This window comes from Flavobacterium psychrotrophum (assembly GCF_003403075.1).
GTDB lineage: Bacteria > Bacteroidota > Bacteroidia > Flavobacteriales > Flavobacteriaceae > Flavobacterium > Flavobacterium psychrotrophum.
The window spans coordinates 1,819,590-1,833,414 of the sequence record NZ_CP031557.1 but is presented as its reverse complement, the minus strand read 5'-3'; the positions used below and the strand labels follow the sequence as shown (position 1 = coordinate 1,833,414).

General features: G+C 40.5%; 14 protein-coding genes. 7 read left to right on the top strand and 7 right to left on the bottom strand.

Annotation, left to right across the window (positions count from 1 at the left end; genetic code table 11):
- Positions 1-205: 205 nt before the first annotated feature.
- From DYH63_RS07925 to DYH63_RS07910, 4 genes are read left to right on the top strand one after another with little or no spacing between them, the layout of a single operon-like run.
- Positions 206-1,093, top strand: coding sequence for a heme/hemin ABC transporter substrate-binding protein (locus DYH63_RS07925; protein ID WP_116788296.1), 888 nt, complete (start codon positions 206-208; stop codon positions 1,091-1,093).
- The gene (locus DYH63_RS07920; RefSeq protein ID WP_116788295.1) at positions 1,083-2,117 is read left to right on the top strand and encodes a FecCD family ABC transporter permease; all 1,035 of its coding nucleotides are present in this window, start codon (positions 1,083-1,085) and stop codon (positions 2,115-2,117) included. Before DYH63_RS07925 ends, DYH63_RS07920 begins: the two co-directional genes overlap by 11 nt.
- Before the next feature lie 8 nt (positions 2,118-2,125).
- The gene (locus DYH63_RS07915; protein ID WP_116788294.1) at positions 2,126-2,902 is read left to right on the top strand and encodes a heme ABC transporter ATP-binding protein; all 777 of its coding nucleotides are present in this window, start codon (positions 2,126-2,128) and stop codon (positions 2,900-2,902) included.
- A gap of 17 nt (positions 2,903-2,919) precedes the next feature.
- A complete protein-coding gene (locus DYH63_RS07910) occupies positions 2,920-3,957 on the top strand; it encodes a hemin-degrading factor (RefSeq protein ID WP_116788293.1) in 1,038 nt (345 codons plus the stop codon).
- Positions 3,958-4,115: 158 nt separating this feature from the next.
- Here DYH63_RS07910 and DYH63_RS07905 read toward each other — a convergent pair whose 3' ends face one another.
- The 7 genes from DYH63_RS07905 to DYH63_RS07875 form a co-directional block, all read right to left on the bottom strand.
- Positions 4,116-5,363: a T9SS type A sorting domain-containing protein gene (locus DYH63_RS07905; RefSeq protein ID WP_116788292.1), complete on the bottom strand. Its 1,248-nt coding sequence runs from the start codon at positions 5,361-5,363 to the stop codon at positions 4,116-4,118.
- A 368-nt stretch (positions 5,364-5,731) separates the two neighbouring features.
- A complete protein-coding gene (locus DYH63_RS07900; protein WP_116788291.1) occupies positions 5,732-6,445 on the bottom strand; it encodes a phytanoyl-CoA dioxygenase family protein in 714 nt (237 codons plus the stop codon).
- A complete protein-coding gene (locus DYH63_RS07895) occupies positions 6,446-7,108 on the bottom strand; it encodes a spermidine synthase (RefSeq protein WP_116788290.1) in 663 nt (220 codons plus the stop codon).
- A 57-nt stretch (positions 7,109-7,165) separates the two neighbouring features.
- Positions 7,166-7,885: a hypothetical protein gene (locus DYH63_RS07890; RefSeq protein WP_116788289.1), complete on the bottom strand. Its 720-nt coding sequence runs from the start codon at positions 7,883-7,885 to the stop codon at positions 7,166-7,168.
- 325 nt (positions 7,886-8,210) lie between these two features.
- Positions 8,211-9,938, bottom strand: coding sequence for a M14 family metallopeptidase (locus DYH63_RS07885; RefSeq protein WP_116788288.1), 1,728 nt, complete (start codon positions 9,936-9,938; stop codon positions 8,211-8,213).
- Positions 9,935-10,402: a pantetheine-phosphate adenylyltransferase gene (gene coaD, locus DYH63_RS07880; protein ID WP_116788287.1), complete on the bottom strand. Its 468-nt coding sequence runs from the start codon at positions 10,400-10,402 to the stop codon at positions 9,935-9,937. Before coaD ends, DYH63_RS07885 begins: the two co-directional genes overlap by 4 nt.
- 75 nt (positions 10,403-10,477) lie before the next feature.
- Positions 10,478-11,464, bottom strand: coding sequence for a D-alanine--D-alanine ligase (locus DYH63_RS07875; protein WP_116788286.1), 987 nt, complete (start codon positions 11,462-11,464; stop codon positions 10,478-10,480).
- A 121-nt stretch (positions 11,465-11,585) separates the two neighbouring features.
- Between DYH63_RS07875 and DYH63_RS07870 the strand changes: the two genes are divergently transcribed.
- The 3 genes from DYH63_RS07870 to DYH63_RS07860 all read left to right on the top strand — a co-directional run bounded on the left by DYH63_RS07870 (position 11,586) and on the right by DYH63_RS07860 (position 13,814).
- On the top strand, positions 11,586-12,182 hold the full coding sequence (locus DYH63_RS07870; RefSeq protein ID WP_116788285.1) for a PASTA domain-containing protein: 597 nt from the start codon (positions 11,586-11,588) through the stop codon (positions 12,180-12,182).
- Positions 12,183-12,189: 7 nt separating this feature from the next.
- Positions 12,190-13,236 (top strand): RluA family pseudouridine synthase, encoded by a 1,047-nt coding sequence (locus DYH63_RS07865; protein WP_116788284.1) that lies wholly within the window; start codon positions 12,190-12,192, stop codon positions 13,234-13,236.
- A gap of 233 nt (positions 13,237-13,469) precedes the next feature.
- Entirely contained in the window at positions 13,470-13,814 is a 345-nt protein-coding gene (locus DYH63_RS07860) for a hypothetical protein (protein WP_116788283.1), read from the top strand.
- The last annotated feature ends 11 nt before the right edge of the window (positions 13,815-13,825 follow it).

Below are 13,825 nucleotides of genomic sequence, written 5' to 3'. Positions count from 1 at the left end.
TTTATGTATTTGAGGTTTGATAATCATTGCATAGTTATGAAAAAGTGAACTTTACTACAACGATGTTAAATTTACAAATTCAAGATGTTGTGGTATGGCTTTTAACATAAATAAAATGATTTTTTTAAGCTAATAATTTTGGTAAAGCGTTGATGAGACTTATATTTGCACTTATTTAGAATCAATAAAAATAGATTTTTAACCAATGAAAAGAATCAATACACTTTTAGTATGTGCTTTCATGCTAATTGCTGCGGTTTCGTGTAAAAAAGAAACTACAGAGACTCCTGAAACTACAACAACTGACACTGTTGCAAAAGTTGAAGCCCACAAAATAGTATCGCTTAACGGTGCCGTAACAGAAGTAGTTGCTGCCCTGGGCCATGAAAAAGAAATAATAGGGGTAGATGTTACCAGTACGTACCCTGAAAGCATAAAGAAAACTGCTAAAGACCTGGGCCATGTACGCACCATTTCTATAGAAGGCATTATGGCATTACAGCCTACACTTATTATTGGTACAGAAAAAGACCTTAGCCCTGAGCTGTTAGAAAAAATAAAGAAATCTGGTGTTAAGGCAGAACTTTTCAAACAGGATTTTACTCCTGAGGGTACAAAAAAACTTATAGCTGATGTTGCTAACGTACTTGGTGAGAAAAACTATAAGCAAATTGAGGAGAAAGTAGATGCTGACCTTAAAAATGTAAAGCCGCTTGCAACTGCTCCTAAAGTATTATTTATCTATGCACGTGGTGCTAATATGCTTATGGTGAGTGGTACTAATACACCTGTAGATAAAGTTATTACCCTTGCGGGTGGTAAAAATGCCGTAACAGATTTTGAAGATTACAAACCACTTACGCCGGAAGCTCTTATAAAAGGCAACCCTGATGTTATACTTATGTTTGACAGTGGCCTTGAAAGCCTTGGTGGCGCAGCAGGTGCATTAAAAATACCTGGTGTAGATAAAACCAATGCAGGTAAAAACAAAAAAATTATCGCTATGGATGGTGGCCTGCTTTCGGGCTTTGGTCCACGCCTTGGCGAAGCTGCCACACAATTAAACGGCCTGCTTGCTGCTGATGCAAAATAAGCTGCCGTTATACCTTATTATCAGTTTACTACTGCTGGCAACGCTGGCAGTAGTTTCGCTGTATATGGGGGTTTATGTATTTGAAAAGCATTCGTTATTAGAAACATTTACAGGCATCATCAATAATGACGGGTCTATAGACCCTGCCGACCGTTTTGTGCTTATGGACCTCAGGTTGCCCCGCATTGCTATGGGTATCCTTATAGGTAGTGCACTTTCGGTATCGGGTACGTGTTTGCAGGGAATGTTCCGCAACCCGCTTGCCACACCAGATTTGCTGGGTATTACAGCAGGGGCATCGCTGCTTGCAGCCGTAACCATAGTACTGGGCAGTTATATTAAACCCTACATTCCTGAGGCATTGCATTATTCGCTGCTAAGCCTTATGGCTTTTTTAGGTGCACTTATTACTATGATTTTGGTGTATCGCATTTCTATAGTAGGCGGGCGCACTAACGTGGTCGTAATGCTGCTTACCGGTGTGGCATTTACTGCAACCGGGTTTGCTGTAATGGGACTGCTTATTTATTTTAGTAAAGATGATGAACTGCGCGACCTTACTTTTTGGAACCTGGGCAGCCTTGCCGGTGCCTCATGGACAAAAAGCGGAATACTTGCAGTAGTTGTATTTGTTGCTTACAGTATATTGATACGCAGGGGCAAGGCACTTAATGCCATGATGCTTGGAGAACAGGATGCACAACACCTGGGTATACCCGTAGAGCGTGTTAAAAAGCAAATTGTAGTGCTTACGGCTCTTTTGGTAGGAAGCTCTGTAGCGTTTGCAGGTACCATAAGCTTTATAGGGCTGATAGTACCTTATATTTTAAGACTGATTTTTAAAAGCAACTATCATTTTATATTGCCCTTATCGGCAGTGTGGGGTGCTATTTTGCTACTTACGGCCGATACTATAAGCCGTACAATAGCGCCGCCCAGCGAAATACCCATAGGGGTACTTACCGCTTTTATAGGCGCACCAATTTTTATGATGATCCTGATACGCAACAGGAAACAAATGTAAACTGCATTATGCTTGAAGCTCAGAACATATCGTATGCCCACCGCAAATTCTCTATACTTGAGGGGATTGATGTAACTGCTCAGCCCGGCGAACTTTTAATTATCGTAGGGCCAAACGGTGCAGGTAAGTCTACTTTATTGAGCCTGCTTGCAAATGAAATGGGTAGTGGTGCCGATGCCATTTTCTTTAAAAAGAAAATGTTTAAAGAGTGGAACAGCAAAGAACTTTCTCATAATAAGGCGAAGTTCTCCCAAAGCAACAGCCCTGATATACCGCTTAAGGTGCAGGATGTAGTGTTAATGGGGCGCTATCCTTATTTTTCATCCATTCCGCAGCAGCGTGATATTGCGGCAGCAGAAAAAGCTATGGAAGAAACAGACGTGGCTGCATTTAAAAACCGCGAGTATAACCAGCTGAGTGGCGGGGAGAAACAAAGGGTACACCTGGCACGCGTGCTGGCACAACTGGACAATGAGGTAGAAAATAAGCTTGTTTTTTTAGATGAGCCGTTAAATAACCTTGATATTTTTCACCAGCATCGTATCTTGCAGACCATTAAAAATTTTACAAAAAAAGGGAATACGGCAGTCATGGTACTGCACGACCTTAATCTTGCTGCGCAGTTTTCCGATAAGGTAATGCTGCTAAAAAAAGGTAAGGTTGTAGCCTATGATGTTCCGGATAAAGTGTTTACCCGCGATATTATAAGCGCGGCATACAATTTTCCGTGTACCATTTGCCCAAATCCCATTAATAATAATCCTCTGATAATTTTCGGAACCTAATTTAAACCTATAGCACCATGAGTACAGCTATCAACACATTAAAAGAACAATGGCAGGCCCTTAAGGCTGAAAACCCACATTTACGCATCCGCAATGCTGCAGAACAGCTTGGCGTAAGCGAGGCAGAGCTTCTTGCTACACAGGCAGGAGAGAATGTTACGCGTCTTAAACCTGAGTTTGTAAACATACTTACAGAAGTGGAAGGCCTTGGAAAAGTTATGGCGCTTACCCGCAATGACGAATGTGTGCATGAACGCAAGGGTACCTACCTTAACCCTGATTTCAGCAGCCCGTTTGCCGGCCTGTTTGTAGGGGAGGATATCGACCTTCGTATTTTTATTTCGCACTGGGACAAAGCTTTTGCTGTTTCAGAAACAAGCGAGCACGGCGACCGTAAGAGCCTTCAGTTCTTTGGTAAAGACGGCCTTGCCATACACAAAATATACCTTACTAAAGATAGTAACGAGGCTGCTTTTGATGGCCTTGTTGCAAAATATACATCAGACAACCAAAGTCCTGAAGAGACTACTACAGATGTGCCGCTTGTTATTGATGAGAAGCCGGATGCTGATATTGATGTAGCCGGTTTTAAAGCCGCATGGGAAGAACTGAAAGATACTCACGCATTCTTTGGTATGCTTAAAAAGTTTGGCGTTACCCGCACACAGGCGCTTCGCCTGGCTCCTAATGAGCACCATGCAAGACAGGTAGATAAAGAGGCTGTGGTAAAAATGCTTGAAGGCGCTGCCGAAACAAAACTGCCTATTATGTGTTTTGTGGGCAACCGTGGCAACATACAAATACATACAGGCCTTGTACGCAAAACAATGTGGCACAACCAGTGGTATAACGTTATGGATCCTGATTTTAACCTTCACCTGGATATGAGCAAAATAGCCCAGACATGGATAGTGCGCAAGCCTACTGCAGATGGTGAGGTTACTGCTCTTGAAGTGTTTAACGAAATGGGAGAGATCATTGTTCAGTTCTTTGGTAAGCGTAAGCCGGGTATTCCTGAGCTTACAGAGTGGAGAGAACTTGTAGCTACATTATAAAAATTTTTTGTATTCTATATTTTTTTGAGTGCAGGCCGTCCCTATTTTGGGGCGGCTTTTTTATTGAAGTTTAAAAATTCGTCACCATTGCCTGAAAACAAAATGCTCCGGTCAGTACAATTACTAACCGGAGCATTTTTATTAACTAACTAACTCAATTATTTTTTGATAAACTTAGTCGTGTAGCTTCCGTTATCGCTGCTTATGGTAGCAAGGTACATACCTGTTGCCAGCATGCTTACGTCAACCGTATTGCTAAGTGTGCCATTAAGTTTTTGTTGCGCCACGATCTCACCGGTAAGATTTACAATTTTAACCGAAGCATTACGGGCAACATTTTCAAAACCTATAGTTATAGCGTCTGAAGCCGGGTTAGGGTATAGGCTTACCGTATTTTTGCTTAGCGTTGCTACGGCGGCCGCAGTTTCGGCTATAACCGCAGTGTTGCCTGTACCATCATATGTTACACGAAGCACTTTACCCGTTGCCGCTACCAGCTTTCCATCAGTTATTAATGCGTTAAGAGTATCGCTAAAGTTTACACCTGTGCGTTTAACAACCAGGCTACCATTGTCAACAACTACTTTAGAACCTGCCTTAAGGTCTACTACCGGTGCTTCTAAGTCAAACTGGTTTACTATTATAGTGCCAGAGTTAATGTTTACGCTGCCTACAACAGCACCTACAGTACCCGGAGTACCATCCGGATCTACATAAAGGTCGCCTACAATAAATGCCTGCCCTGTGTTTACCGTACCGCCGTTTACGTTTATAGTACCGTTAGGCCCTACAACAGTTGTCCAGTAAGCTTCAGATGTACCACCTGCATTTACGTTAAGCACACCGGTAGGATAGTTGTTACGTGTACCAACTTCTACCTGATAGCCACCACTTATAAGGCCGCCATCATTTACGTTTACGGTACCATTACCATTTGCAAGCGCACCAATAAAGATTCCTTGCCATGTACCATCGTTCTGGCAGCGAAATGTACCACCATTGATGTTTACAGTTCCTGCACCCTCACGTCCCACACGGATAATGTTTCGGCACGTAAAAATACCACCTGTGTTTACATCTACAGTACCGTTTAACCAGTCGTTAAAAAACACATTAAATTCAGCACTCACAGTAAGGTTACCACTCATGCTGTTAAAAATACCCGGTTGCCAGGCTACAAACTGGTTAATAGTAGGAGCAGTGCCTGTATTGTTAGTAACTACGGTTTTGAATGAGCTGTCATCAAATGCTACTGCACCTTGTGAGCTAACCCAGTTTGAGGTATTGTAAAACTGGTTATTAGCCGATCCGTTCCAGGTGTAAACCTGAGCTGTTAGTTTTCCTGTACCAAGAACCGCAAACAGGGCTGCATACAAAGGCAATTTAGAACGTAAAATTGTTTTCATAAAATAAAATTTGGTTGTTTAATAAATGTATTCTTTACACTTATCAAATATATAAATGTTTATTTTACATTTATAATTTATTTCAAAAAATTTTACGCATACCTTAAAAAATAATCTATTTAATTTTTCATATCATAATGTAAAATAAACTAAAACGGTATCGTATTACGATATATAGATATATTTAGCAATAACATTAACTGATTAGAGTGCAAGGGGTGAGGTACAACATTTAAAATAATAAATGTATTAAATTAAATATTTAAGTTTTATGTTTTAAATATCTGAAAAACATAAAATTAAAACATGTATTTAGATTATAATCTTATATATGGAAAATGCCAAGAGGTTGATTTTTTTGTAATATTTTAATCAATTAATTCTGCCCATTGTAGTCCATCAGCAAGTACTGTATTGCTAAGCTCGATATGAATAACGCGCCTGCGATTATTGTTAACCGAACGTGTAGAGCTATGCAGTAAAAGTGGCTTCATTAACATAATACCGCCTGCTTTAACACTACAATTTACTTCGGTTTCAGCATTCCAGTCGATAGTTTCAGGTCGGTAAATACCTTTCGCATGCGATTTGGGCACTATTTTAAGCGCACCGTTATCTTCGTTTGTGTCATCAAGATGGATGCGAATGGTGTAGATATTTTCTAAAACAGGTAAAGGTGGCTGCACCGCAAATTGGTTTTGTTTTATCGTCCACGGGCCATAGCCGGGAGTTTCGATTTTGTCTTTTACAGATATGGTAAGGTCCTGATGATAGGAAACAAACCAGTTAGAGTCGCCCGGTTTGTCAAAATAAATCGATTTGATCACAAAATAATCAGCGCCAAAAATAGTCCTGATAACTTCGTTTAATTTTTTATTAAAAATCAACGATGCCGCTCGTGGAATTTCTTTTAAAAACTGACGTATGGCAAACAGGTTGGCCGATTTTCTAAAGGTATCGCCAGATGTGTCTGCGCCTTCAATTATATTGATGATAGCGTTGCGTTCAACATCACTGTAAATGTCATCAATTATAGAGAAACCAAGTTCATCTATAGCTTTTTTATGCAGCCTGAAATCCATTTATCGCAGTTTTTTAATGGTAAACAATTCATTATGCTCTTCTACTTTTGGGTAGAGCCTTATAGAATAGTTGCTGTTAAAGTGTGTTTTATATTCCTGGTTTCTTTCAAAATCTTTTTTAGTTAATGTCATGGTATTGAATAATATAAATCCATTTACATTAAGTATTTGGTTGACTTTGTTTATAAAGAAATCTTCAAATAAAAATCCCGGCATTATGGTATCTTTAAAGATATCAATTATAATAAGATCATATGTTTCTTTAGACTTTAGTACAAACTCAAAGGCATCGCAAATTACAATGTTGCAATTTGGTACTTTATCTAGTTCAAAGTATTTATTGGCTATCTCAATTATCTTTGGGTCAATCTCCACACCGGTAATCTGTCCTTTATAAGCAATGTCATCGGCAAGTGTTTTGATAACGCTGCCGCCGGCCACACCTAGTACCAGTATATTTTTAAATTCGCGTATGCGCTCAAAACCTATGTAGTGAAGCCCTTTGCGTAATATACGCTGCAGGCTGCCATAAGAGTAATTGGTGTTTTTACTGTCAAGCACCAGTTTGCCATTGTTAAGGGTAACTTCGAGTTGCTGGCTTACCTCTGAATCTTTCCTGACAAGGTTTACAGGAATAAAAAAGCTCAGGAATTTTTTAAACATTTGTGCTTTATGGTTGTTTGCAAAAATAAAAAAGATAGTTGTATAAATTATGATGTTTTATGGGAGTAATACTGGCCCCATCCAGTACATCCAAATCATCCAGCCCAGGGCACTACCGCCAAGGCCGGAAATTATAAAGGTTAGGCGTTTGGATTTTGGTATGATTATAAACACAACCCATACAAGTAGTATTATGGCTATTGTGGCAGTTATTACATTTACAGTTGGCAATGGAAGACGCAAGTAACGACTTATTTTTACTTCGTCGCCTCTTGTGCTCAGGTTCGTTCCTTTACTACCTATATAATCAAAAATAAGGTGCAAGAAATTAAATAATTGGCGCGACCAGAAAAATGCTATTATTGCAAAAATCCAGTCGGCTACTTTCATGCCATATTCAGTTATTTTTTTTCGGCGTAACCAAAGCATGATAAATCCAAATGTTCCTACAATCATGGTTTGTGCCGGCCCGCCCCAGTTTATATAATATCGCTCTTTTCCTATCTGTTCATATGCTTTTTTAAAATACGTCTTTTCGGGAGAATCCTGTTTTGCGTAAATTGCAGATTTATGTTTATCATGATAAGCTTCAAGCGAATCAAGCTTTTCTTCAAAATTATAATTCATTGAAGCATAGTAAAGCTTTGTTTTATATCCCAGGCTTTTTGCTACGGCAATATGACCCATTTCGTGGCTTACTGTACCTACAATTGTAGCCAGTACAAAACCCAGTGCAATAAAGGCAAACAGGCGGGGGTATATGGTAAGGTTTTTCATTTGGTTATGGTTGGTTGTTGATTGATTAATTGTTTATGCCTGGCGGGTTTTTAAAGCACAGGTGTTCGGAAGACTAATTTTACCAGTTAGATAGCCCCAGAGGGGCGACATATTTATAGCAATTGTAACATCAGAGTGAGCAGAGCTCCGGAGGAGCGGCATATTTTTGAAATTATGTGCCGTTCCTCCGGAACTCCTGACCATGCCCTGTGATCATTTTCTATAGACATGCCGCTTCTCCGAAGCTGAATAGAGTTATTTGGATAGTAAACTAACCCTTTTAGCTCTTCCGAACAGGTGTGTTTTAGAACCTTCCGAATGAAAGTTATTTCAACACCCTATACACCGGATATTCCATAAACTGCTTTTCAAAATATACACTGTTAGTGTAAATCCAGTCGAGTTGTGCTTCTGTATTCCAGGCAAAGGCTTTATCGTTTAGTTTTTTTGTATCAAATTCGGCCTTAAGTTTCGGATTATCTTTAAGTAACTTTGCTGCAGTATCTTCAAATACATAAGCAGAATAGTACTCTTTTTGTTGCAATATGGCATCAAAAAAGTTCCATGTAAAAAATGAATCCACACCCTGTGGTTCCAGCATTTCTATAATATATTTAACGCCAGGCTGAGCCGTGTCTATTACATAGTCACCCTTATGGAAAAGCACTTTTTTAATTGTTGCGGCAATTTGTGTTTTGCTGTGTAGGTAATGGCCTTCATAAGGCTGTTTACTCGTTTCATAGCTGCCTATGCGGTAGCTTTCCACTTCTATTTCGGTATCCTGCTGTAACTGCTGTAGCTGAATGTTGTTTAGCTTTAAAAGATCAATTATATTCCACCAGCTTTGCGGAATAACGTATGATTTAGGTATCGTTACCTCAAGTGCCGGCTTATATTCCTGATAATATTTAACCACTTTTTTAAAAGGCTTTGTGCGGTCGTAGTATAACCTTTGCTGGCCTGTTACTTCGCTGGGCTTATAACTGCCTTCATAGCCTAAAAAAGGCAACAGGCTTACCTGGCTACTATCTATAGACCATTGCAGGGTATAGCGATTGCCCGGCATATAGTTATCGCGGTTAACGAGCCTGCTTTCTTTTATGGTTTTAAAATTAGTATCGGTGTACGCCAGTGTTTCCAGCATATATTCATAAGTAACCTTTACACGGTCGGCATATTTTTTAAGCATGTGTGTTTCGGGCATCGAGCCGGGCACGTTAAACAGGCTAGCATATCCGGTAGAGTAGCGCGGATAATCCATAAACTGCTCAAAACCATTATCAGGCTTTTCGTCGTGTATGTTTACATAAGGTGTAGCCTCAATGCCTTTGGCTTTCATGGCGTCGAGTATGGCAGGCATCATTTCTGCCTTAAAATACTGTCCTAATGCTCCGCCCAGCTTTTGGTGGTGCGTAGCTATATAGGTAAATATATACTGGTAATCAGCACCATTACTTACATGGTTGTCTATAAACACATCGGGCTTTACCTTATGGAAAATCTCTGCAAAACTGCGTGCGTTTTTGGTGTCACACTTTACAAAATCACGGTTAAGGTCATAATTGCGGGCATTACCCCTAAAGCCATAACTTTCAGGGCCATTCTGATTAGCACGGCTGTGGCTGTTACGGTTTAGTGCCCCACTAATATTATATATGGGAATGTTAACAATAACCGTATTTTTTGGGATGGCAATTTTTCCCGTAGCAAGGTCGCGGTACAGCATCATTGTAGCATCTATACCGTCCGGCTCTCCGGGGTGAATGCCGTTGTTAAGTAATAAAATAGCCTTGGTTTTGCGTACTTCGGGCAGGTTAAAATTTTTATCAGGATTGTATATTACAATGTGCAGGGGCATACCGTTATCATCGCTGCCTATGGCCTGCATTTGTATAGATTCAAAGCCTTCATCCAGTTTTTGAAAGTAGGCTTTGGTTTCCTGGTAGGTGGCAGTCTGGTTGCCGTTCCCTTTTTCGTAAGGCGTAGTATACATAATTTTATTTTGTGCTGACAACGCCACCGGGAATAGCAGCAGTACTAAGAGTTTTTTCATTCAGTAGTTTTATTCACACGTACCGCGTCCGGCACCAGTTTGGTATAATCGCCGCCGTGGCGCAGCACATCGCGCACTATGCTGCTGCTTATGTATGATGTTTGTGCCGCAGTAAGTAAAAATACCGTTTCTATTTTGCTCAAAAGCCTGTTGGTATGGGCTATGGCCTTTTCAAACTCAAAATCGGCAGGATTCCGTAGCCCACGAAGAATAAATTTGGCGCCTACTTTTTTGCAAAGGTCTATGGTAAGCCCTTCATAAGTAATTACCTCAATGTTTGGTGCATCTTTAAAAGCCTCTTCAATAAAACGCTTGCGCTCTTCAAGCGGAAACATATATTTTTTTTCGGCGTTAACGCCAATGGCAATAATTATTTTGTCGAATAGCGTACTGCCACGCTTTATAATATCATAATGCCCCAGGGTAATGGGGTCAAACGATCCGGGAAATACAGCTACTTTCATAGTTTTTTCTTTAAAATTTCAGGTTTAAAGTTTAGGAAGTTATCCAGCCGCTATCTGCCAACTGATTACTGACCACTACTTCTTCAAAAGCACTTTTCGGCTTAGTGCCAGTTGTATCTCATTATCAAACAGGTCGCTCATTGCAATGCCTGCTACCGCTGCCTGCTGCGGGAAGATACTTGCCGGAGACAATCCGGGGTTGGTATTCATCTCTATAAAATGAGGCTCGCCATCTACTATAATAAATTCAGAACGGGTAAAGCCACTCATGCCCAGTGCTTCATATGCTTTAATAGATATATCGCGCACTTTTTGTTCGGTTTCGCTATCTAAGCGGGCAGGGGTAATCTCGTCGCTTTTACCCTGGTATTTGGCTTCGTAGTCAAAAAAGTCGTTGTGCGATACTATTTCGGTAATACCCAATATGGTAGTTTTTCCATTATAATTAAGCACCCCTACAGATACTTCCATACCTTTCAAAAAACTTTCGATTAGTATATCGCTGTCTTCTGCAAAGGCAAAATCCAAGGCTTTGTCAAATTCCTCTATGCTGTTTACCTTACTAATACCCAGGCTGCTGCCACTCTGGTTTGGCTTTACCATAAAAGGCAGGCCAAGCGTAGTAACTATATCTTCGGCAGTAATGGCATCACCCTGCGTAAGGTAAATGCTCTTTGCTTTAGGGATACCAAATTTATTTAGTACACTAAGTGTATCTCTCTTATTAAATGTAAGCGCGCTCTGATAAAAACCACAGCCCGTGTATGGCAGGCCAATGAGCGACCAGTAAGCCTGTAGCTGTCCGTCTTCTCCGGGTGTGCCGTGTATGGTATTAACCGCAACATCAAATGTTACTTTGTTACCATCTTTTTCAAAGCTAAAATCGGCCTTGTTTACCTCATATTTAGCACCATCGGCCAGTACATGCCAGCCATCGGGCAAAATATGTACTTCAAAAGGGGTATATTTTGAGCGGTCAAGGTTACTAAGGATAAGCTGACCACTACGGATGGAAATAACGGACTCATCTGAGTATCCGCCCATTACTACTGCTACGTTCATTGTTATATTTTGATTTACCGGCTGCCGCCGAAAACGGTTAAGCCTAACACAAAAATATCATTATTTGTGTAAACTCATAAAGTTTAGTATTATTTATATCTTTGCGGAAACCTAATTACTTATGAGCCTTAAAAATTTTTTAACGAGCAAAGTTTTCTTTAAGCAGGTAATCATTGCCCTTATCATTGTTATAGTGGCAATTTTTGCAGTATTATACTGGCTTAGTTTTGCTACTAACCACGGTGAAGAGATACCGGTACCTGATCTTAAGAAAACAACCGTTGAAAAAGCTCAGGAGAAACTTGAGGAGCTTGACCTTGAAGCTGTAGTGCTGGATACTGTCGATTTTAATCCTCAGTTTCCGCCATATACCATTACAGAGCAGGATCCGTTGGCTAATGTTACCGTTAAAAAAGACCGTAAGGTATATGTAAAAGTTAATGCCGGTGGATATAGTTCGATCATAGTGCCAGACCTGGTACAAAAATCGTATCGCCAGGCAGTGCCAATGCTTAAGAGTGCCGGGCTTGCGGAGGGTACTAAAACCTATGTGCCTTATCTTGCTAAAGATGTGGTACTGGAGATGAAGCAAAACGGAAAAACGCTTAAAAAAGGCGATAAAGTTTTAAAAGCAAGTAAGATAGACCTTGTACTGGGCGACGGTAAAGAGAGCTACCAGGATCCTGAAGCCACTGCAAATGATACAATAACCCCATAATATAGAAATGACAACAAAGCCGATAGCGGATATTGATGCCGATAATGATGATGAGCTGTATGAGCATTACCGTTTTGAAGCGGGTAAAGCACAACAGCCCCTGAGGGTTGACAAGTTTTTGATGAACCTGGTAGAAAATGCTACCCGAAACAAAATACAAAAGGCTGCCGAAGCCGGTAACATTTATGTAAACGATGTTGCTGTAAAGAGTAATCACAAAGTAAAATCGTGCGATGTGGTGCGTGTGCTTTTGGAGCACCCGCCTTATGAGCACTTGCTGGAAGGGGAGAATATTCCGCTTAATATAGTTTTTGAAGACGATGAGCTGCTTATTGTTAACAAAGAACCCGGCATGGTGGTACACCCCGGCCACGGAAACTACAGCGGTACACTGGTAAACGCACTGGCTTATCATTTTGATAACCTGCCCATGAACAGTAGCGAGCGCCCCGGCCTTGTGCACCGTATTGATAAAGACACCTCGGGTCTCTTGGTCGTTGCCAAAACAGAGCAGGCAATGAGCTACCTTACCAAGCAGTTTGCAGATAAAACATCTGAACGCGAATATATAGCGCTGGTGTGGGGTAATGTGCAGGAAGATGAAGGTACTATAGAGGGTAACATTGACCGCCATCCTAAAGACCGTATGCAAATGTCAGTTTACCCGGATGGAAGCCAGGGTAAGCACGCGGTAACACACTATAAGGTTATTGAGCGACTTGGGTATGTAACGCTGGTAAGCTGCAGGCTGGAAACAGGCCGTACACACCAGATACGCGTACACATGAAATACATAGGGCACACTCTTTTTAACGATGCGCGCTATGGCGGAGACATTATTCTTAAGGGTACTACTTTTACAAAATACAAGCAGTTTATAGATAACTGTTTTAAAACACTGCCGCGCCAGGCACTGCACGCTAAAACACTTGGGTTTGAACACCCAACGACAAAAGAATTTATACGTTTTGACAGCGAGTTGCCTAAGGATATGGTAGAGTGTATTGATAAATGGAGAACGTATTCTAAATCACATACTACGGAAGAGGAGTAGTTTTACTATTCTTTTCGCATAAACCGCCACATCAGTAATTTAGATGTGGCGGTTTTTTGTATTTATAGCCTATTTTAAACTTTTATTTAGAAAACTATCCTTACAGAAAAGTATTTTTTTAACATTTTTATCGATTAACGGATGTAAATATTCGATAATGCGTTGTTTGTTAGTTAATTGAATAATAATTCGTTGTTTCGAAAACGGTTTAGTTATTATCTTAGTAAATAAAAATGGAACCGTATTTTTTATTGCTGGAAATACATGAGGATTATGCCACAGCCAGCCACGATAAAGAGCAGGATAATATTTGCGCCCATGCAGCAAGAGCTATTACCTGCGGCAGCGCAAGTATTATTTGCGTACGTAATGATACCGGAATATCTGAAGAACTACGCAGCTATGCAAAACGGCTTAAAAAATTTACCACTTTTATATTGTTGCAGGTACATGCTTCGCAAAGCGAACTGGTAAACAACAGCCGCCTGTTCAGGAAAATACATGCCTGGCTAAAAAGTGCCTGCCATACAGAGGTTATACATACCGAGGAAACGTATCGCCTAATAGCTGTAGGATAAAAAAAAGGGCC